Annotated in this window: 16 protein-coding genes; 9 read left to right on the top strand and 7 right to left on the bottom strand. The window is 56.6% G+C overall.

All coding sequences use genetic code 11. The annotated features are described in order from the left end of the window. Positions 1–147: 147 nt before the first annotated feature. Together ACRDCA_RS07655 and ACRDCA_RS07650 are read right to left on the bottom strand one after the other, a co-directional pair. A complete protein-coding gene (locus ACRDCA_RS07655; protein WP_438688977.1) occupies positions 148–414 on the bottom strand; it encodes a hypothetical protein in 267 nt (88 codons plus the stop codon). A gap of 133 nt (positions 415–547) precedes the next feature. Next, entirely contained in the window at positions 548–1,813 is a 1,266-nt protein-coding gene (locus tag ACRDCA_RS07650; protein WP_438688976.1) for a mechanosensitive ion channel family protein, read from the bottom strand. Between the two features lie 229 nt (positions 1,814–2,042). Here ACRDCA_RS07650 and malZ point away from each other — a divergent pair, with 229 nt between their 5' ends. Further along, positions 2,043–3,866, top strand: a complete 1,824-nt coding sequence (malZ, locus tag ACRDCA_RS07645; protein ID WP_438688975.1) for a maltodextrin glucosidase — start codon at positions 2,043–2,045, stop codon at positions 3,864–3,866. A 45-nt stretch (positions 3,867–3,911) separates the two neighbouring features. Here the strand turns inward: malZ and ggt are convergent, their stop codons facing one another. The 3 genes from ggt to ACRDCA_RS07630 form a co-directional block, all read right to left on the bottom strand. Further along, positions 3,912–5,675, bottom strand: a complete 1,764-nt coding sequence (ggt, locus tag ACRDCA_RS07640; RefSeq protein WP_438688974.1) for a gamma-glutamyltransferase — start codon at positions 5,673–5,675, stop codon at positions 3,912–3,914. Between the two features lie 225 nt (positions 5,676–5,900). Further along, positions 5,901–6,503 carry a peroxiredoxin C gene (locus tag ACRDCA_RS07635; RefSeq protein WP_024483916.1) on the bottom strand — a complete coding sequence of 201 codons (603 nt, stop codon included), beginning with the start codon at positions 6,501–6,503 and terminating at the stop codon, positions 5,901–5,903. 230 nt (positions 6,504–6,733) lie between these two features. After that, entirely contained in the window at positions 6,734–7,315 is a 582-nt protein-coding gene (locus tag ACRDCA_RS07630; protein ID WP_438688973.1) for an ACP phosphodiesterase, read from the bottom strand. Positions 7,316–7,432: 117 nt separating this feature from the next. Here ACRDCA_RS07630 and queA point away from each other — a divergent pair, with 117 nt between their 5' ends. The 5 genes from queA to secF all read left to right on the top strand — a co-directional run bounded on the left by queA (position 7,433) and on the right by secF (position 12,918). Continuing rightward, the gene (queA, locus tag ACRDCA_RS07625; RefSeq protein WP_438688972.1) at positions 7,433–8,503 is read left to right on the top strand and encodes a tRNA preQ1(34) S-adenosylmethionine ribosyltransferase-isomerase QueA; all 1,071 of its coding nucleotides are present in this window, start codon (positions 7,433–7,435) and stop codon (positions 8,501–8,503) included. Positions 8,504–8,575: 72 nt separating this feature from the next. Further along, positions 8,576–9,700 (top strand): tRNA guanosine(34) transglycosylase Tgt, encoded by a 1,125-nt coding sequence (gene tgt / locus ACRDCA_RS07620; protein ID WP_248944652.1) that lies wholly within the window; start codon positions 8,576–8,578, stop codon positions 9,698–9,700. Positions 9,701–9,733: 33 nt separating this feature from the next. Beyond that, on the top strand, positions 9,734–10,066 hold the full coding sequence (gene yajC / locus ACRDCA_RS07615; protein WP_021180200.1) for a preprotein translocase subunit YajC: 333 nt from the start codon (positions 9,734–9,736) through the stop codon (positions 10,064–10,066). Positions 10,067–10,091: 25 nt separating this feature from the next. Continuing rightward, positions 10,092–11,939 carry a protein translocase subunit SecD gene (secD, locus tag ACRDCA_RS07610; protein ID WP_438688971.1) on the top strand — a complete coding sequence of 616 codons (1,848 nt, stop codon included), beginning with the start codon at positions 10,092–10,094 and terminating at the stop codon, positions 11,937–11,939. A 10-nt stretch (positions 11,940–11,949) separates the two neighbouring features. After that, positions 11,950–12,918, top strand: a complete 969-nt coding sequence (secF, locus tag ACRDCA_RS07605) for a protein translocase subunit SecF (protein WP_438688970.1) — start codon at positions 11,950–11,952, stop codon at positions 12,916–12,918. A gap of 56 nt (positions 12,919–12,974) precedes the next feature. Here secF and ttrR read toward each other — a convergent pair whose 3' ends face one another. Together ttrR and ttrS are read right to left on the bottom strand one after the other, a co-directional pair. Beyond that, entirely contained in the window at positions 12,975–13,589 is a 615-nt protein-coding gene (gene ttrR / locus ACRDCA_RS07600; RefSeq protein WP_438688969.1) for a tetrathionate respiration response regulator TtrR, read from the bottom strand. Then, the gene (gene ttrS, locus ACRDCA_RS07595; RefSeq protein WP_438689030.1) at positions 13,564–15,303 is read right to left on the bottom strand and encodes a tetrathionate respiration histidine kinase TtrS; all 1,740 of its coding nucleotides are present in this window, start codon (positions 15,301–15,303) and stop codon (positions 13,564–13,566) included. Before ttrS ends, ttrR begins: the two co-directional genes overlap by 26 nt. A gap of 171 nt (positions 15,304–15,474) precedes the next feature. Between ttrS and ttrB the strand changes: the two genes are divergently transcribed. The 3 genes from ttrB to ttrA are packed head-to-tail and all read left to right on the top strand — an operon-like array spanning position 15,475 to position 20,340. Beyond that, on the top strand, positions 15,475–16,209 hold the full coding sequence (ttrB, locus tag ACRDCA_RS07590; RefSeq protein ID WP_438688968.1) for a tetrathionate reductase subunit TtrB: 735 nt from the start codon (positions 15,475–15,477) through the stop codon (positions 16,207–16,209). After that, a complete protein-coding gene (gene ttrC / locus ACRDCA_RS07585; RefSeq protein WP_438688967.1) occupies positions 16,206–17,264 on the top strand; it encodes a tetrathionate reductase subunit TtrC in 1,059 nt (352 codons plus the stop codon). The genes ttrB and ttrC overlap by 4 nt, the downstream gene beginning before the upstream one ends. After that, positions 17,257–20,340 (top strand): tetrathionate reductase subunit TtrA, encoded by a 3,084-nt coding sequence (gene ttrA, locus ACRDCA_RS07580; RefSeq protein ID WP_438688966.1) that lies wholly within the window; start codon positions 17,257–17,259, stop codon positions 20,338–20,340. Before ttrC ends, ttrA begins: the two co-directional genes overlap by 8 nt. Positions 20,341–20,374 lie beyond the last annotated feature (34 nt).

Raw genomic sequence — 20,374 nt, 5'->3', positions numbered from 1 at the left:
CTGGTAGGGTGCTGTGTTTAGCTACAGAGTAGGTGCTGCGGATAAACGCGGGAGTTAATCTGTAGCTCGTTCCGTTCACTCTCCTGTAGGAGAGGGTGAGGGGAGTAACACAGAAGTTAAAGCTCTTCACCCGATCGGTAGTTCCTATCAATTGTTTTCCTCTTCGCGATCGCCCCCTCCGGCCGCCCTGGCTTCAATCACCAGATTGCTTTCGCATAATCGCTCTTCCTTCCCCTCTTTGGCACAGCGCGCCAGCACTTCACGGATATCCATCATACTGCTGCTCAAGGCGCTGAGGGCCGGTTGCAATGTGCGGCTCATCTGGCTTTCATCCAGCGTGGCGCTATGCAGATAGCCAGCAAACATCAGCGTGGCCAATAGGGTAATCAGACGGTGTTTTGACGATGTCAGCAAGATGCCTGCTCCGAACGGTAAAATGGCGTGAACGTATTTATAGCCATTCGGCGGCAGAAAGAAAGTCAGAGGAGATATCTGTTGGCAATCGGTTGAAGTTAATTACCAACAGAAATAGTTTCGTCAGGTTAGGTCAGGGGTTATTGGCCGCAGGCTGCAGGGTTGCCAGCATGCTGCGCATATCGTTGCCGCTTGGCGTCTGGTGGATGCGCAGATCAAACTCACCGATCGCCGCCAGCAGATGATCGAAGATATCTGACTGGATCCCTTCATATTCTGCCCACACCGTGGTGTTGGTAAAGGCGTAAATCTCCAACGGTAACCCCTCCGGCGTGGGAGCCAACTGGCGCACCATCAGCGTCATATTCTGGTGGATCCCTGGGTGCGAACGTAAATAGGCCACCAGATAGGCGCGCAGGGTGCCGACGTTGGTCAGGCGGCGGCCGTTAAGCGGCGAACTGAGATCGACCTCGCTTTGCTGATTGTATTGGCCCAGTTCCTGGGATTTTTCGTTCAGATAACGCTGCAACAGCGGGTTACGGTTAAGGCGATCCTGCTCCTCTTGCGTCAGGAAGTGGACGCTGGTGGTATCGATGTTGATGCTGCGCTTGATGCGGCGGCCACCGGATTCGGACATCGAACGCCAGTTCTTGAACGAGTCGGAGATCAGCGCGTAGGTGGGGATCGTGGTGACGGTGTTGTCCCAGTTTCTGACTTTTACCGTGGTCAGTCCGATATCGGTCACTGCGCCATCGGCCCCGTATTTAGGCATCTCCAACCAATCGCCGAGTTTCAGCATATCGTTGGCGGAGAGTTGGATCCCGGCGACCAGGCCGAGGATCGGATCTTTAAACACCAACATCAATACTGCCGTCATGGCCCCCAAACCGCTGAGTAACAGCAGCGGCGAGCGCCCCATCAGCAGGGAGATGATCATGATGCCAATAAAGATGGCCGCGACCAGTTTCACGCCCTGGAAGATGCCACGCAGCGGGAGTTGGTTGGCCAGTGGGCTTTGGCGCATCAGGGCCAGCAGGGTATCGAGCAGCGAAAACAGTGTCAGCAGAGCAAATAACAGGATCCACACTTGTGCTGCAGTGACGATAATCGCCTGGGTCTGGCTACCATTGTGCAGCCACAGCACCGCCTGCACGTTGATAATCACCCCTTGCAGCAGCAGGGCGGCACGCTGAAACAGCTTATGTTGGGTGATGGCCTGCTGCCAGAGATGCTGGGAATGTTGACCACGGCGCTGAATAGCGGCCAGCACCACGCGGTGTAACACCAGGTGGATCACCACGGAAATTAAAACGATTAGCCCAAGCACCATCATCAGTGACATCATGTCAGTGAATTCCAGCCCAACGCTTTCCAGCCATTGTCTTATCTGTTGTTGCATGTCTGCTCCCGTCAAAAAATGCGCAAAAAATATCCAAACGCCTTAAAACCCGTTAGCGTAACGGCTATAGGGCATGATGTGCGCCTGTTTACCCTTTTTTACATATCTCCACCCCTCGGCTCATCCCTTAGTTTATGGCTGAAAGAGGAGGGGGAAAGGCGCGCAACGTGGCATGGTGCGTGGCATTGCATTAGTCGTCGATTTCGTTTGCACCATCAGGAGAAAATTCATGCTAAATGCCTGGCATCAGCCGGTTCCCCCTTTCATGATCAATAAGGGGCAGCGTCTGGAAATCACGTTGTGGTTACAAAGTGAGGATTTGCCCGAACAGGTCTTTCTGCGCGTCGAGCCGGACAACGAAGAGTGGTTGTTAATCATGAAACCAAGGGCGGTGGAGGGGCTATGGCGCTACCAGGCCAGCCTGACGCTGCACGAAGGGGAGCCGGTACGGCGCTACTGTTTTAAACTGCTGTGGACTGACCGCCAGCAGTGGTTTGGCCCGCAGGGGTGGTCATTGACGGCACCGGGGCAACTGGCCCAGTTTGCCGTGGATGAGCCAGATACCAGCCCAGGTTGGGTGGCCGATCAGGTATTTTACCAGATCTTCCCCGATCGCTTTGCCAGCAGCGGCGGGGAACATGGCATCCAGAGCGGCAGCTATCACCATCATGCCGCTGGTTGTGATGTGATACGCCGTGACTGGCAACATCCGCTGGAGGATAAGCATGCCGCTTCCACGTTCTACGGCGGCGATCTGGATGGCATCAGCGAAAAGCTGCCCTACTTGCAGCGGCTTGGCGTCACTGCGCTGTATTTGAATCCGATTTTCACCTCGCCAAGCGTCCATAAGTACGATACTGAAGATTACTATCAGGTCGATCCAGACTTTGGCGGCAATGACGCCTTGCTGCGTTTGCGAGTGAGCACTCACAAGGTGGGGATGAAACTGGTGCTGGATGGCGTGTTTAACCATACCGGTGACTCCCATCCGTGGTTCGATCGCTATCAACAGGCAAAAGATGGCGCGTGCCACCATCCCGACTCCCCCTATCGCGGCTGGTTCAACTTCTACCCGGACGGTAACGTGCTGAGTTGGAAGGGCAATACCAACCTGCCTAAGCTCAACTTCGCCGAACCGCAGGTGGTCGACGCCATTTATCGGGCAGAGGATAGCGTAGTGCGCCATTGGCTGCGGCCACCGTACAGCATCGATGGTTGGCGTTTGGACGTGGTGCATATGCTGGGGGAGAACGGCGGTGCGGCGGGGAACCTGCATCATCTGGCCGGGATCTATCAGGCGATCAAGCAAGAAAACCCCCATGCTTACGTGCTGGGGGAACATTTTGGCGATGCACGCCGTTGGCTGCATGCCGGGGTTGAAGACGCTGCCATGAACTATATGGGCTTTGCTCTGCCGGTGCGGGCGTTTCTGGCTGGGGTTGATGTGGCTTATCATCCGGTGCTGCTGGATGCGGCAGACTGCGTACAATGGATGGACGGCTACCGGGCCGGATTGCCTCATAATCGCCAACTGATCCAGTTCAACCAGTTGGACAGCCACGATACCGCGCGGTTCCTGACCTTGTTGGATAACAACCCGCGTCGTATGCAGATGGCGGCAGTGTGGCTGTTGGCGTGGATTGGTGTGCCATGCCTGTATTACGGCGATGAAATTGGTTTGGATGGCGGCAACGATCCGTTCTGCCGCAAGCCGTTCCCTTGGGATGAAAGCCAATGGGATCGGCCGCTGCTGGACTTGTTCAGCCGCCTGACGGCGCTGCGTAAGCAGAGCAAGGCGTTACGGCGTGGCGGTTGCCAGGTGCTGTATGCTCAAGGGGAAACGCTGGTGTTTGTACGTACTTACCAGCAGGAGCAGGTACTGGTGGCGTTGCAGCGCAATGGTAGCAGTGAAGTTGACCTGTCATATTGCCCGCTGTTGCGAGAGGGGAAATGGCAGCTTGTGGAAGGCGAAGGCGAGCTGGTTGCGCAGCAGAGTGGCCTGCGACTGCAACTGGCGGCCGAGTCAGCCAGCGTATGGCGATTGCGCAGATAATGCCCCTCACCCAACCCTCCCTGTGGGAGGGTTGGGTGAGGGGCCTCAATACCCCACAGCAGATCCCGCCGGACGGCGAACGTCATTGGCTCCGTACAGATAGCCCTCACGCACCAGGCCGGAAACGGCTGAATCATTGCCCGAGTTGGCCGGGATGACGCCCGCCGCACCCGGTAATCCCACCAATATCAGCTCGGCAGCGCCCCAAGGAGTTTGCTCAACCATCTTGTAGCCCATCTCCTTGAGGATTTTCAGCGTATCGGCAGAGACGCCACGCTGTTCGTAATAGACTTCATCCGGCAGCCATTGATGATGGATCCGTGGGGCATCCACCGCTTCCTGCGGAGCCATGCCATGATCGATCACGTTCAGCGCGGTTTGCAGCGTAATGGTTATGATGCGTGAACCGCCGGGGGAGCCAAGCACCATAAAGATCTGGTTGTCTTTGGTCACCAGCGTGGGGCTCATGGAGGATAGTGGGCGCTTACCGGGGGCGATGGAGTTAGCCGTTCCCTGTACCAGGCCATAGAGGTTCTTCTCGCCCACCTTGACGGTAAAGTCATCCATTTCATCATTGAGGAAGAAGCCGGTACCCGGGGCAATCACCACGGCCCCGAAACGGCCGTTGACGGTATAGGTGGTGGATACGGCATTACCTTCATGATCGACAATCGAATAGTGGGTGGTTTCCGGCTTTTCATGTGGTTCCATGCCCGGCTGCACGTTGACGGATGGTGTGGCCTGATTGGCGACGATTTTCTTGCGGATCTCATCGGCATAGCTTTTGCTCACCAGCCTATCGATCGGGTTTTTGATAAATTCGGGGTCGCCGAGATAGGTATTGCGGTCCATATAGGCATGGCGCATCGCCTCGGTCATGGTGTGGATCGCCGCAGCCGAGTTAAAGCCCATGCTTTTCAGATCGTAGCCCTCAACGATATTGAGGATCTCGCACAGCGTTACGCCGCCGGAGCTGGGCGGTGGCGCAGAAACGAATTTATAACCGCGATAGCTACAGGTAATCGGTGCCGTTTCGGTCACTTTGTAGTTGGCAAAGTCGGCAGCGGTGAGGATGCCTCCGCCCTGTTTAGCGGCGGTTTCAACCGCCTGCGGGATTTTGCCCTGATAGAATGCGGAGGTGCCTTGCTTGGCGATGGCCTCCAGCGTGTCAGCCAGGTCAGTTTGCACCAGGCGATCGCCCGGTTGCAGCGCAGAGCCGTCTTTACGCAGGAAAATTTTGGCCGATTCCGGATCTTGCTTGAAACGGGCGACGGTGGTGTCAAGAATATCGGTATCGGCCCGCGTCAGGATAAAGCCCTCACGTGCCAGCTTGATAGCCGGTGCCATCACCTGTTCTCGGCTCAGTTTGCCGTACTTTTCTCGTGCCGTTTCCATTCCCAGCACCGTTCCCGGTACGCCTGCCGCCAGATAACCGTACAGGCTGGCGTCTTTTTTCACCTTGCCGTCCGCGTCCAGATACATATTGGCGCTGGCCGCCGCCGGAGCGGTTTCACGGAAGTTGATAAAGGTATCGCTGCCATCGGCCAGGTGCAGGGTCATAAAGCCGCCGCCGCCGATGTTACCGCAGCAGGGATTGACCACCGCCTGGGCATAGCCGACCGCGACCGCCGCATCCACCGCGTTGCCGCCCATTTTGAGAATATCGACGCCGACCTGCGAGGCCAGATGTTGCGATGTCACCACCATGCCATTTTTCGCTTCCACCGCCGGGTTTGAGGCGGCGTACAGCTGGCTGCTGACCAGCAAGGCTGCCAAGGTCAGCGGTTGACTCCATTTTTGCAAAAACATAACGACTCCTGTTTGATCCCTGTTTTTTTATCTGTCGCGAAGGTGCTGCAAGGTGCAGGCCAACCTTTGAATAGTAGCTACGGATAGGGAACGTGGCGGCAGGAGGAGTGAAAAATGTGAAGCGAAACAGCGGAATATTGCACTGGGGGAGGGCGGTTGCACCGATTTTGCGCATAAAAAAACCGGCCAGCAGGGCTGACCGGTTCTGACACTTACCGGCTGAAATTACAGCTTGGAAGCGTTCTCAGACAGGTATTTAGCTACGCCGTCTGGAGATGCGCCCATACCTGCTTTGCCTTTTTCCCACTGAGCTGGGCACACTTCGCCGTGCTCTTCGTGGAATTGCAGTGCGTCAACGGTACGGATCATTTCGTCGATGTTACGGCCGATTGGCAGGTCGTTCACGATCTGGGAACGAACGATGCCGTTCTTGTCGATCAGGAAAGAACCACGCAGGGCAACGCCCGCTTCTGGGTGTTCGATGCCGTAAGCTTTCTGAATTTCGCGCTTAACGTCAGCAACCATTGCGTATTTCACTTCACCGATGCCGCCTTTGTCGACAGGGGTTTTACGCCATGCGTTATGGACGAATTCTGAGTCGAAGGAAACGCCTACAACTTCAACGCCGCGCTTCTGGAACTCTTCATAGCGGTGATCGAAAGCGATCAGCTCGGAAGGACATACGAAGGTGAAGTCCATCGGCCAGAAGAACAGTACGGCTGGTTTGCCGTTCAGGTGCTTCTTCAGGTTGAAGTTTTCTACGATTTCGCCATTGCCTAAAACGGCTGCAGCGGTGAAGTCAGGGGCTTGACGAGTTACCAGGACCATAATTACTCCTGTAATAGTAGTTCAATGGGTTGATGTAAAAGCAGGGGCCAGTATAAGGGCCACCACTCGGTGAGGGAAGGGTGAAAGACCAATCAATGAGATAGCTTCCACCTATCAAACCGAGAGAATAAAAACAGCAGTCTTTCAAAATAACCTTTTCGTACAAAAGGGCAAGGACAAAAAGCCACATTCCATTAACCACTGGAATATTATGGCTTTTTAGCTGCTGCTCACAAGGACTTGTTCCTTGCCTGCTCCATCATACGGGGATAAAACTGCCAGAACTGTGTTTCAAGCTGCTGATATTCGCGTTCCACATCGGCAAAGGAACCTGCCAGTGCGGCCAGCCGTGGGCGGCGGCTCGCCATGCCTGCCAAAACATCGCCGATAAACGGCAGTTCGGCGTAACGTTCCAGCCAGCGCTCGGGCCACAGATAGCTGTTGAGGTTCTGGAAACGCTGTGGCGTGTCTGGCAGGTGCGGCACAATCAGGCCACGCGCCTGTTGGGTAAAGCTCTGCAGGCTGCACGTTGGTTCAAGCTGTTGCCAGTGGCGAGCCAGAAAGTGATCCCAGACCACGTCGAGCGTAATCGGGGCAACGCGGCGGAATTCCGGGCTGAAATAGTCGCGGCAGGCTTTGACTTCTGGCTGAGTATCGGTCAAAACATCGACACGCCGGTGCATCATGATGCCTGCGACCACCGCCGGGTCGTAATCACCTGCGGGGTTGCCGCGCACGAAGTCGGCGAGCAGGTTGCCAAGCAGCGAGCTATCCGCAAGCTGGGCCAAATGGAGATGAGCAAGAAAATTCATCCAGCAACTATAACCCAAGTCATGCAATTCCTCCTTATTCCTTGCTGCTTGTCGCCTGCGGCTTTAGACTGTACCGCCTGTTTTTTCCCAATTAGTCAGCTGAAGAAGTGAATACCCATGCGCGTCGCCGATTTTTCTTTTGAGCTCCCCGAGTCTTTGATTGCCCGCTATCCACAGCCAGAGCGCAGCGGTTGCCGCTTGCTGCAGCTGGACGGGCCGAGTGGCGGCCTGACGCACGGCGTGTTCACCGATCTGCTCGCCAAGCTGGAGGCAGGCGATCTGCTGGTGTTCAACAACACCCGCGTGATCCCGGCACGCCTGTTTGGCCGTAAGGTCAGCGGCGGCAAGATCGAAGTGCTGGTCGAAAGGGTGTTGGACGATCATCGCGTACTGGCTCATGTGCGGGCTTCAAAAGCGCCTAAACCCGGCACCGAACTGCTGCTGGGTGATGATGAAAGCATTGCTGCCACCATGGTTGCACGCCATGACACGCTGTTTGAACTGCGTTTTAACGACGATCGTGACGTGTTCACCATCCTCAATGCGGTGGGCCATATGCCGCTGCCACCGTATATCGATCGCCCGGATGAAGACGCCGACCGCGAGCTGTATCAGACCGTCTACAGCGAAAAGCCGGGTGCCGTAGCGGCCCCGACGGCAGGCCTGCATTTTGATGAGCCACTGTTGGCTGCGTTGCGCGCCAAGGGCATTGAGATGGCGTTTGTCACCTTGCACGTGGGCGCTGGCACCTTCCAGCCGGTGCGGGTGGAAACCATTGAAGAGCACGTGATGCATGCGGAATACGCCGAAGTGCCACAAGACGTGGTAGATGCGGTATTAGCCTGTAAAGCGCGTGGCAAAAGAGTGGTCGCCGTAGGTACCACCTCGGTACGCTCACTGGAAAGCGCGGCCAATGCCTGTCAGGATGCGCTGATCGCGCCATTCTTCGGCGACACCAGCATCTTTATCTATCCGGGATACCATTATCAGGTAATCGATGCGCTGGTGACCAACTTCCACCTGCCGGAATCCACCCTGATCATGCTGGTCTCGGCGTTTGCAGGTTATAAGAACACCATGAACGCCTATCATCAGGCGGTGGCTGAGCAGTACCGTTTCTTCAGCTACGGTGATGCGATGTTTATCAGCCGTAATCCACTGGCGGAAAGCGAATCCGTCGGGGAGTAAATTCCCGGGCTACGCGCATTGCGTGGTCCTGTTTTAATGACGTCAGACTGTATCTCTGACGCTGGAGGTTTTGTGAAGTACGAATTACAGACAACCGATGGCCGTGCTCGTCGCGGCCGCCTGGTCTTTGAACGCGGCGTAGTGGAAACCCCGGCCTTTATGCCGGTAGGTACCTATGGCACGGTCAAAGGCATGACGCCGGAAGAAGTGAAAGACACCGGTGCACAGATCCTGTTGGGTAACACCTTCCACCTGTGGCTGCGCCCGGGGCAGGAGATCATGAAGCTGCACGGCGATCTGCATGACTTTATGCAGTGGCACGGGCCGATCCTGACCGATTCCGGCGGTTTCCAGGTGTTCAGCCTGGGGGCGATGCGCAAGATTAAAGAGGAAGGCGTTTATTTCCGTAACCCGATCAACGGCGATAAGGTGTTCCTCAGCCCGGAAAAATCGATGGAGATCCAGTACGACCTGGGGTCTGACATCGTGATGATTTTCGACGAATGCACGCCTTACCCGGCGGATTGGGACTATGCCAAGCGTTCGATGGAAATGTCTCTGCGTTGGGCACAGCGCAGCCGCCAGCGGTTCGATGAACTGAATAACAACAATGCGTTATTCGGCATTATCCAGGGCGGTGTTTACGAAGATTTACGTGATGTATCGGTAAAAGGGCTGGTGGATATCGGCTTTGATGGTTACGCTGTGGGCGGTTTGGCGGTAGGCGAGCCAAAAGAGGATATGCATCGCATTCTTGAACACGTTTGCCCGCAGATCCCGGAAGACAAACCTCGTTATCTGATGGGGGTTGGCAAGCCGGAAGATCTGGTGGAAGGCGTGCGTCGCGGCATCGACATGTTCGACTGCGTGATGCCAACGCGTAATGCCCGTAACGGCCATCTGTTCGTGACCGACGGGGTGGTAAAAATCCGCAATGCCAAGCACAAGGATGATACTTCCACGCTGGACAGTGAGTGTGACTGCTATACTTGTCGCCATTATAGTCGTGCCTATTTGCATCATCTCGATCGTTGCAACGAAATTCTCGGTGCCCGATTGAACACTATCCATAACTTGCGCTATTACCAACGTTTGATGGCGGGTTTACGCCAGGCCATTGAAGAGGGTAAATTAGAGCTGTTTGTGGCGGATTTCTATGGTCGGATCGGTAAACCGATACCACCTTTAAACGCTTGAATTAATAATTGATATTTTAATGAGGGAATTTTAATGAGCTTTTTCATTTCCGATGCAGTGGCAGCAGCAGGGGCTCCGTCTCAGGGTAGCCCGTACTCTCTGATCATTATGCTGGTGGTGTTTGGTCTGATCTTCTATTTCATGATCCTGCGCCCACAGCAGAAACGTGCTAAAGAGCACAAAAAACTGATGGACTCCATCGGCAAGGGTGATGAAGTGTTGACTACCGGTGGCCTGATTGGCCGTGTCACTAAAGTGGCAGATACTGGTATCATTGCCATCGCGCTGAATGACACCACGGAAGTGATGATCAAGCGTGACTTCGTGGCGGCCGTACTGCCGAAAGGTACTATGAAGGCCCTGTAATTTTGTTTTCCCTAAGGGAACTGCCGTGCTAAACCGTTATCCTCTGTGGAAGTATCTGATGCTGATCGTCGTGATCCTCGTCGGTCTGCTCTATGCACTTCCCAACATTTACGGAGAGGATCCGGCCGTACAGATCACTGGCGCGCGCGGAGTCGCCGCCAGTGAAACTACGCTGGTCCAGGTTCGTAACGTATTAGAAAAAGACAATATCGCGAGCAAGTCGATTGCGCTGGAAAACGGCGCCATCCTGGCTCGCTTTAAAGATCCTGACGTTCAGCTGCGCGCCCGTGAAGCCTTGATGGCCGAACTGGGTGACAAATATGTCGTCGCATTGAACCTTGCCCCGGCAACGCCTGCCTGGCTGGCGATGCTCAACGCCGAGCCGATGAAACTGGGTCTGGATTTACGTGGTGGTGTGCACTTCCTGATGGAAGTTGACATGGACACCGCACTTGGCAAGTTGCAAGAACAAACTATGGATACCCTGCGCAGTGAACTGCGTGAAAAGGGCATTCCTTACGCTGCGATCCGCAAGTTGGACAACAACGGTGTGGAAGTCCGCTTCCGTGATAACGCCGCTCGCGACCAGGCCATCAGCTACATGGCGCCACGTCAGCGCGATCTGGTGCTTTCTGCCAACGGCAGCAACACCCTGAAAGCCACGATGACCGACGCTCGCCTGAGCGAAGCGCGTGAGTATGCGGTGCAGCAGAACATCACCATCCTGCGTAATCGTGTCAACCAGCTCGGCGTTGCCGAACCGTTGGTACAGCGTCAGGGTGCCGATCGTATCGTCGTTGAATTGCCGGGTATCCAGGACACGGCGCGCGCCAAAGAGATTTTGGGTGCGACCGCCACGCTGGAATTCCGCCTGGTAAATACCAACGCGGATGCGACCGCGGCGGCCAATGGTCGTGTGCCGGGTGACTCCGAGGTGAAATACACCCGTGAAGGCCAACCGGTAGTGCTGTACAAGCGTGTGATCCTGACCGGTGACCACATTACAGACTCCACCTCCAGCACCGATGAATACAACCAGCCACAGGTGAATATCTCGCTGGACAGTGCCGGTGGTACTGCCATGTCCAACTTCACCAAAGACAGCATCGGCAAACCCATGGCGACGCTGTTCGTGGAGTATAAAGACAGCGGCAAGAAAGATGCCAACGGCCGTTCCGTGCTGGTGAAGCAGGAAGAAGTGATCAACGTGGCGAATATTCAGTCGCGTCTGGGCAACAGCTTCCGTATCACCGGTATCAGCAACCCGAACGAAGCCCGTCAGCTGTCGCTGCTGCTGCGTGCCGGTGCGTTGATTGCGCCGATCCAGATCGTGGAAGAGCGGACCATCGGCCCGACCTTGGGGCAGCAGAACATCACCCAGGGCCTGGAAGCTTGCCTGTGGGGTCTGGTGGCCTCGATCGTTTTTATGGTGGTTTGGTACCGCAAGTTTGGCCTGATCGCCTCTACGGCACTGATGGCTAACCTGGTGCTGATCGTTGGCGTAATGTCTCTGTTACCAGGGGCGACGCTTACCATGCCGGGGATTGCCGGGATCGTGCTGACGCTGGCGGTGGCGGTTGACGCCAACGTACTGATAAACGAACGTATCAAGGAAGAGCTGAAGAATGGGCGATCCATTCAGCAGGCCATCCATGAGGGCTATAAAGGCGCGTTCTCCAGTATCGTTGATGCCAACGTCACCACTTTGATCACCGCTATCATTCTGTACGCAGTCGGTACCGGTTCGATTAAAGGCTTTGCAATCACCACCGCAATCGGTGTGGCGACGTCCATGTTCACCGCGATTGTCGGTACCCGTGCCATCGTCAACCTGCTTTACGGCGGCAAACGCATTAACAAGCTGTCTATCTGAGGAGTGCGTTGTGGCACAGGATTATACTGTTGAACAACTCAACTACGGCCGTAAAGTCTATGACTTTATGCGCTGGGATTACTTGGCCTTCGGCATCTCTTTGGTGTTGCTGATCGCCTCGATCGCCACTATGTCCGTGCGCGGGTTTAACTGGGGTCTGGATTTCACCGGTGGTACGGTGATTGAAATTACCCTGGAACAACCCGCCAATCTGGATCTGATGCGCGATACGTTGGAAAAAGCCGGGTTCCAGGACCCGATTATTCAGAACTTTGGCAGCAGCCGTGACGTGATGGTGCGTATGCCACCGGCGATCGGCACCGCAGGCCAGGAGCTGGGTAACAAAGTCATTGGCGTAATCAACGAATCAGTCGATAAGAATGCGTCCGTCAAGCGTATCGAATTCGTTGGCCCGAGCGTAGGGGCAGAACTGGCGCAAACCGGCGGCATGGCTCTGCTGGTGGCACTGATTTCTATCCTGATTTACGTGGGCTTCCGTTTCGAATGGCGTCTGGCGGCGGGGGCGGTTATCGCCCTGGCGCACGACGTGGTCATCACCATGGGCGTGCTGTCACTGTTCCATATCGAGATTGACCTGACCATCGTCGCCTCCTTGATGTCGGTGATCGGTTACTCGCTGAACGACAGTATCGTGGTTTCTGACCGTATTCGTGAGAACTTCCGCAAGATCCGCCGCGGCACGCCTTACGAAATCATGAACGTCTCGCTGACGCAGACGCTGAGCCGTACCATCATGACCTCCGCCACGACCCTGATGGTGGTTCTGATGCTGTACATCTTCGGCGGCGCGATGCTGCAGGGTTTCTCTCTGACCATGCTGATCGGTGTGTCTATCGGTACCGTATCCTCAATCTACGTCGCCTCTGCGCTGGCGTTGAAGCTGGGTATGAAACGTGAACATATGCTGCAGCAGAAAGTAGAGAAAGAAGGCGCCGATCAGCCTTCGATCCTGCCGTGATTGCCCGGTGCGCACCTGAATAGGCTGCGCACTGTCTGAACCTGATGCCGGTCAGTTTACTCTGACCGGCATTTTTTTTGCGCCTGTGCCGCCAACAGGTTTAACGAACTGACCAATTCCGCCAGGCTGGTGGCCTGCATTTTCTCCATCACTTTAGAGCGGTGTACCTCAACGGTACGCACGGCGACGAAGTAACGATCGGCGATCGCCTTGTTGGTCATGCCGGCGGCAACCGCGCTGGCAATATCGCGTTCACGCGCGGTCAGCGTACTGAAACGCTGTTGCAACTGGTACCGCTCCACCTGACGTCGGGAATGGTCGATCCCGCGCTCCAGCGCTTCGATCAGCGGCGCGGTGGCAATCGGCTTTTGCAGGAAATCCAGCGCCCCCAGCTTCATCTCCGCCACGGCCATCGCGATATCGCCATGACCGGTCACAATCACCACTGCCAGCGTGCTTTCCCGCTCGCGCAGCCGCTGGTGGATCTGCTGCCCGTCAATCCCGGGCATGCGAATATCCAGCATCACGACGCCGCATTGGTAAGGGTCGACCTGATCGATAAAGCTTTGGCTGTCATTCCAGATGCGAACCCGATAGTCCAATCCTTCCAGTAAAAAGCGGCTGGCATCGGTGACCGCCAGATCGTCATCGACCAGATGTATCAGCGCCATGGCGAGTTTCCTTTTTGATTGCAGGGAAGTGCAGGGTTACGCGTAGGCCTTGCCGCTGTGGCGATACGGTATAATTTTCCAGCGTCAGTTCACCCTGTTGGCTTCTCAGCAGCCGCTGGCAGATCACCAGCCCCAGGCCAAGCCCTTCCGATTTGGTGCTGCGAAAAGGGACGAACGGCTGTGCCAACTGTTCGGTGCTAAGGCCGCCGGCATCGTCTTCCAGTATCAGTTGCTGCCGATCGCCATCGGTTTCCCGCCGCAGGGTGATCTGCTGTGCACCGGCCTGCAGGCTGTTGCTTAACAAGTTGGTTAGCACCTGCTCCAATAGCGTGGCCTGGCTATATAGCTGGCTTTTCGCGGCGATGGCAATCACCAGCTGACACTGCGGATAATGCTGTTCGATGCGCATCAGTTTGACGACGTTTTCCACCAGGGGACGTAGCGTTAGCCATTGTGCGCTTTCATGCTGCGGGGTTTTACTGACCCACTGGCGCAGATTGACGATAGTCTCTGCCCCGCGCTGTGCCTGTTGGCCAATCTGCTCAAGGATCGGCAACAGCTCGTGCTGTGGATCGCTGCGTTCAAGGCGGATGCGGCAGCCTTCGGCATAGTGACGAATAGCCGCCAGCGGCTGGTTAAGTTCGTGGGCAAACCCGGAGGCCATCTCGCCCAAGGTACTGAGACGTTGCGCCCGGGCAAGTGCCGCTTCTCTGGCTCGCAATGTCAGATGCATTTGCTCTAGCTCGCGACCACGGCGGCGCACCAGGTGACCGATCCACAGATGGTTGGCGCCGAGCAACAACATGCCCCCAGCTATCGCGCCAAGCAGTAACAAATGTTGCAACGCCCAGCTATGGACCTCTTGCCACAGTGAACGCTGTGCCGGGTGGCGATCCAGGTCGCGCAGCAGCAGGTCGACCTGACGGGACGAGGCGGGAGCGCCCCAGGCTGGGAGACCAGGGGTATTCATTTGCAACAACTGGCGGGTCAATTCGTCGACCAAAGGATCGGGCACGTGATTCAAGGCGGCAAACGACCAATTGGGATACAGCACACTGCTGGTCAGGCAGGGTTGTTCACTGGGCTTGGCAAGCAGGGCACGGTAATCAGCAGCCCTTAGTAATCCCTCGGTTTCCATCTCCTCCAACAGGCAAACCGGTACGATTGCTGCGTCCAACGCCCGATCGCGCAGCAGGTATAACAAGGCGTCCACTGGATAACCGCTGAAGTGCAGTTGCAGATCTTTTTCAGGATGTACGCCTGCGGCCAGCAGCTCTTTATAACCCAGCAGATAGCCGCCAAAAGCATCAGGGGCGACCGCACCCACCTTTTTACCAGTGAGTTGACTGGCTTTGGTCACCGGGCTATCGCGACGTACCAATATCACGCTGCCTACCACGTTGCTTGAGGCATTCTGCTGATTTCTGCTGGAGCGTAATGATACTAACCAACGTAACGGGTAACTGTTATCCAACTGAATATACTGCGCCGGGTTGGTAAGGAGAAAATCAATCTGACCATTGCTGACGGCTTCACCCATATCAGCCAGGCTTAGCGGCAACAGTTGAAAACTTTCATCCGGGAACTGACCATTGAGATGGTCGATTAACGGCTGCCATTGGGCTAGCGCATGGGCATCGCCACGTAATGCCAGTACCGCAATGGTCCATTGCCCCGCCCACACCGGGCTCAACCAGCTGCATAGCAAGATCATCAGTACTGCTTTTTTCACATCGTCTCCATTTTTATGATCTTGATCGCCTACCGGAATTGTCCTGGATCAAACCGTCGCTGGGAATGTGGTAAACCACAATATGGGTGGTCGCACACCACTTTTACACTCCTTTGTATCAGCTCCCCGGTTGATACATTTTGGGAGAAATCAATGGATAGTGGAAAAAGGCAATTTTTACAGCGCCTCGGTGTGCTGACCGCCGGTGCCGCACTGGTACCGCTGGCACATTCCGGTTGGCAGTTACAACCCGAACGGCGGGAAGGCGACGGCAAAAAACGCATGGCGATGCTGATCGATCTGCGTCGCTGTATTGGCTGCCAGGCCTGCACGGTCAGCTGCGCGGTAGAAAATCAGCTGCCGCAGGGGCAATTTCGTACCACGGTGCTGCAATATCAGATTGTCACGGATAGCCAGCGCATCCCGACCAACGTGCTGTTGCCACGCTTGTGCAATCACTGTGATAACCCGCCTTGCGTGCCGGTCTGCCCGGTGCAGGCGACCTTCCAGCGGCAGGACGGCATTGTAGTGATCGATAATACCCGTTGCGTCGGCTGTGCCTACTGTGTGCAAGCCTGCCCGTATGAGGCGCGCTTTATCAATCATGAAACGCAAACCGCGGATAAATGTACCTTCTGTGTCCATCGTCTGGATGCCGGGCTGTTGCCTGCCTGCGTTGAGTCTTGCGTTGGTGGAGCGCGCATGATCGGCGATCTCAATGATGATAATGGGGCGCTAAGGCGTGCGCTGGAGCAGCATCGCGGGCAGTTGAAGGTGCTCAAGCCCGAGCAGGGAACCCATCCGCAAGTCTTTTACCTGGGGTTGGATGAAGCCTTTGTCAGCCATGTCCAGGGACAGCCGGCGTTGTGGCAGGAGGTGCACGCATGATCCGCGAAGTGATGGCTCGTCCGCAGGAAATCGCCTGGTTGCCTTGGGCGGTACAGTATTTCTTCTTTATCGGTCTGGCATGCAGCAGCATCGCCATTGCAGCCTGGCTACGCTGGCGTTCATCGCAGGAGGCATCACGGCTGGAGCTGGCTGCCGTTTCGCTGGCAGTGGTGAGCGGCATCGTTGCCCCCTTGGCCCTGAGTGCGGATTTGCATCAGCCCGCTCGCATCTGGCACTTCTATGCCTATTTCGCTCCCTGGTCGTGGATGTCTCTTGGCTCGGTGTTTTTACCGCTGTTTACCGTGCTGGTGGTTGTCTACTTCATTCTGTTGCTGCGTTGCCAGTTGCGCACGCAATCCCTGCCGTTCTGGGCGCGTTGGTTGCAGATCTGGCCCGCATGGCAAGAGCAGAAATGGTTGCGCGGAGTGGCGGTAGCGACCCTGTTATCAGCATTCAGCATCCTGCTCTATACCGGAAGGGAAGTCTCGATACTGCGCTCGCAACCGCTGTGGTACAGCCTTTGGTTGCCTTGGCTGCTGTTGCTCACTGCCATGCAGGCGGTTCCTCCGCTGTTAGCCTATTGGTTACGCCATGAACCTCAGTGGCAGCCGCGTTTAGCCCGCTATCAGGCTGGCTCTCTGCTGTTGCTGTGCCTCTCCAGCATTGGCTGGTGGTTGGACGGAAGTTCCTCTGCTGCCGTGTTGCACCAGTTGCCTGCTCAGGGGAGCGTTTGGACACAGTCGGCTAGCGTATTTGCGGTATTGATCCTGCTGTTACTGGGAGCGGCATGGCGAGCACGCCGCCGGGCATTCGGGACGGTAGCACTGTTGGCACAGTGTGTGGCGGCTTTGTCGCTCTGTTGGGGCGTGCGTTGGATGTTACTGATGCAAACCCAGACGCTGCCCAAGTTCAATATCTTACTCAATCCCTATGTTTTACCGTCCGGCAGTGAAGGGCTGCTGGCCATCTTGGGCACCTTCGGGCTGTGGATGGCGTTAATCATCGGGGTTCGTGAATTACAGCATGGGTTGATGGAGAAAAAACGCTATGGCTAAGTCAACGCGTCGTCAGTGGTTGAAAGGCGGGCTCGCTTTGGGTGGGCTGGCCGTGTTTGGTGCCAGCTACAGCGAAATGGTGCAGAAGGTGTTTACCGGCCTGCGCGACGGCAGCAGTGGCAAACTGACGTTGGACCGGATCAGCGCCAATGCGTTAGCGCCAGAAGGCCGTCAGCATCCAGAGGGCTGGCAGGCTAATCCACAGCAGGCAGTATCCATGACGCAATGTTTTGGCTGCTGGACGCTGTGCGGCCTGCGGGTGCGGGTCGATCGCGACAGTAATCAGATACTGCGTGTAGCCGGTAATCCTTATCATCCGCTGTCTCACGACCATCATTTTCCCTACCGTTTGCCCGTGAGCGATGCGCTTAACCGCCTTGGCGGCGAGGCCGGTCTGGAACAGCGCTCAACGGCCTGTGCGCGCGGTGCGACCTTGCTGGAAGGGCTGACCAGCCCGTATCGCGTGCTGGAGCCGATGAAACGGGTAGGGCCGCGTGGTAGCGGGCAGTGGCAGCGTATCAGTTTTGAACAACTGATCCAGGAAGTGGTTGAAGGTGGGAATTTGTTTGGCGAGGGGCACGTTGATGGATTACGGACTATTCGCGATCTGCAAACGCCGCTCGATCCGGCACAGCCAACACTGGGGCCGAAGGCCAATCAGCTGCTGGTCACTAATGCCGGTGACGAGGGGCGGGATACCTTTATCAAACGTTTTGCGCAAAACGCTTTTGGCACGCGCAACTTCGGGCATCACGGCGCTTACTGCGGATTGGCCTATCGGGCCGGTTCTGGTGCGCTGATGGGCGATTTGGATAAGAACGCCCATGTGAAACCCGATTGGGATCACCTTCGCTTTGCGCTGTTTTTGGGGACGTCACCCGCACAGTCCGGCAACCCGTTCAAACGGCAGGGGCGTCAGTTGGCCAATGCCCGTCTGCGTGATGAGTTCCGCTATGTGGTGGTGGCCCCGGCGTTGCCGTTAACCACCACGTTGGCCAACGATCATAACCGCTGGGTACCTGTATTGCCGGGAACGGACTCTGCACTGGCGATGGGCATGATCCGCTGGATTATTGACCAGCAGCGCTATAACGCCGATTACCTGGCGCTACCTGGCGAACTGGCCATGCAGGCCGCTGGGGAAAAAAGCTGGTCGAACGCCACACATCTGGTGGTGATCGATGACGATCATCCCTTGTGCGGCCAGTTCCTGCGTAAGTCCCATCTGGAAGGAAGCGCCGCCAGCGAAGGGGAAAGCCCGGCTTTGGTGTGGGATGCACAACGGGCTGAATTGATGCCAGCCACCGAGGCCTTGCATGGCCAATTGCTGGTGGAGCAACCGGTGCAACTGGCCGATGGTTCGCAGGTGCGGGTCCGTTCGAGCTTCCGTTGCCTGCAACTGGCGGCGGAACGCTTTACGCTGGCCGAATACAGCGCCCAATGTGGCGTCAGTGCTGAAACCATTGCGGCGTTAGCCAAGGAATTCACTTCCTACCAGCGGCAGGCGGCGGTGATCTCCCATGGCGGCATGATGAGCGGCAACGGTTTCTACAGCAGTTGGGCGGTGATGATGCTCAATGCGCTGATCGGTAACCTTAATCTCAAGGGCGGCGTTTCGGTGGGCGGCGGCAAGTTCAAGGAGTTTGCCGAGGGGCCGCGCTATAACCTGGCTACCTTCCCTGGCATGGTGAAGCCGAAAGGGCTGGTTCTGTCACGCAGTAAGCAGGCCTATGAAAAGTCGGATGAATATCGCCGCAAGGTAGCACAAGGCGTCAATCCCTATCCGGCGCGAGGGCCGTGGTATCCCTTTGTGGCAGGCCAGTTTACCGAGCAATTGGCTCCGGCGTTGATGGGATATCCATACCCGCTGAAAGCCTGGATCAACCATATGGGCAACCCGCTCTACGGCGTAGCCGGGCTGCGTGAGGTGGTGGAGGACCGGCTGAAGGATCCGCAGCATCTGCCGCTGTTTATTTCCGTCGATGCCTTTATCAACGAAACCAGCGCGTTGGCGGATTATATCGTACCGGATACGCATAACTTTGAGAGCTGGGGTTTTACCTCCCCTTGGTCTGGCGTGATGGTCAAGGCAAGTACCGCCCGTTGGCCGGTGGTGCCTGCGCGCACGGCGAAGACGGCGGACGGGCAGCCGGTCGCACTGGAAAGTTTTGTCATTGCGCTCTCGAAAGCCATGGGGTTGCCGGGCTTCGGTGATGGCGCGTTACAGGATGCGCAAGGCAACCTTTGTGGGCTGCATTGTGCTGAAGATTATTACGTGCGTGCCGCCGCCAACGTGGCGTTTGCCGGTGAACCGTTGCCGGAAGCGACGGCAAGTGAGCTGCGTTTGACCGGCGTCGATCGTCTGCAACCAGCGCTGGAAAAGGTACTGAAAGTGGATGAGCGGCTGCGGGTGGGTTATATGCTGGCGCGTGGCGGTCGTTTTGCGCCCCATGAGCAGGCTTGGCAAGGGGAGGCGACAGGCCCGCAGTGGAAACAGGGGCTGAATATCTGGAATGAAGAGGTGGCACGCCATCGCCATGCCATGACCGGCGAACGTTATAGCGGCTGCCCGACCTATTATCCGGCGCGGTTTGCCGATGGTTCCGATGTGGCGCAGCACTATCCGACCGAGGCATGGCCGTTCCGTCTGATGTCGTTCAAATCGCACTTGATGAGCAGTTCAACGGCACCCATCGAACGTTTGCGAGCGGTGAAGCCGGTGAATCTGGTCGCGCTCAATCCGACCGACGCCGCGCGTTACGCCCTGAGTCATGGCGACCGGGTCAGGTTGCAGACACCGGGCGGCAGCGTTGAGGCGCAGATCAGCGTGCTCGATGGGGTAATGCCGGGCGTTATCGCCATTGAACACGGCTATGGGCATCGTGAAATGGGGGCGCGGGTGCATTCACTGGATGGCCAGGCGTTGGCTGCGGACCCGCGCATTGCCGCAGGGATCAACCTCAACGATCTGGGGCTTGCCGATCCGACCCGCGAGGTGGGCAATAGCTGGCTGGACTGGGTCAGCGGGGCGGCGGTACGGCAGGGATTACCGGCCAAGTTGCAGCGCTTGGGTTAAATCGCTGCACGTAATAGTGCTGCAGATGAGGAGC

Origin of the sequence: Serratia sp. (in: enterobacteria) (genome assembly GCF_051654945.1) — a bacterium.
Classification (GTDB): Bacteria; Pseudomonadota; Gammaproteobacteria; order Enterobacterales; family Enterobacteriaceae; genus Chania.
Note: the sequence above shows the minus strand (reverse complement) of the source record. Positions and strands in the feature narration are given on the sequence as shown.

Bases quoted from the DNA above. Each gene is read 5' to 3' on its own strand.
- ACRDCA_RS07650 (WP_438688976.1), bottom strand. From the start codon at position 1,813: ATGCAACAACAGATAAGACAATGGCTGGAAAGCGTTGGGCTGGAATTC.
- malZ (WP_438688975.1), top strand. From the start codon at position 2,043: ATGCTAAATGCCTGGCATCAGCCGGTTCCCCCTTTCATGATCAATAAG.
- ggt (WP_438688974.1), bottom strand. From the start codon at position 5,675: ATGTTTTTGCAAAAATGGAGTCAACCGCTGACCTTGGCAGCCTTGCTG.
- ACRDCA_RS07635 (WP_024483916.1), bottom strand. From the start codon at position 6,503: ATGGTCCTGGTAACTCGTCAAGCCCCTGACTTCACCGCTGCAGCCGTT.
- ACRDCA_RS07630 (WP_438688973.1), bottom strand. From the start codon at position 7,315: ATGAATTTTCTTGCTCATCTCCATTTGGCCCAGCTTGCGGATAGCTCG.
- queA (WP_438688972.1), top strand. From the start codon at position 7,433: ATGCGCGTCGCCGATTTTTCTTTTGAGCTCCCCGAGTCTTTGATTGCC.
- yajC (WP_021180200.1), top strand. From the start codon at position 9,734: ATGAGCTTTTTCATTTCCGATGCAGTGGCAGCAGCAGGGGCTCCGTCT.
- ttrR (WP_438688969.1), bottom strand. From the start codon at position 13,589: ATGGCGCTGATACATCTGGTCGATGACGATCTGGCGGTCACCGATGCC.
- ttrS (WP_438689030.1), bottom strand. From the start codon at position 15,303: ATGATCTTGCTATGCAGCTGGTTGAGCCCGGTGTGGGCGGGGCAATGG.
- ttrB (WP_438688968.1), top strand. From the start codon at position 15,475: ATGGATAGTGGAAAAAGGCAATTTTTACAGCGCCTCGGTGTGCTGACC.
- ttrC (WP_438688967.1), top strand. From the start codon at position 16,206: ATGATCCGCGAAGTGATGGCTCGTCCGCAGGAAATCGCCTGGTTGCCT.
- ttrA (WP_438688966.1), top strand. From the start codon at position 17,257: ATGGCTAAGTCAACGCGTCGTCAGTGGTTGAAAGGCGGGCTCGCTTTG.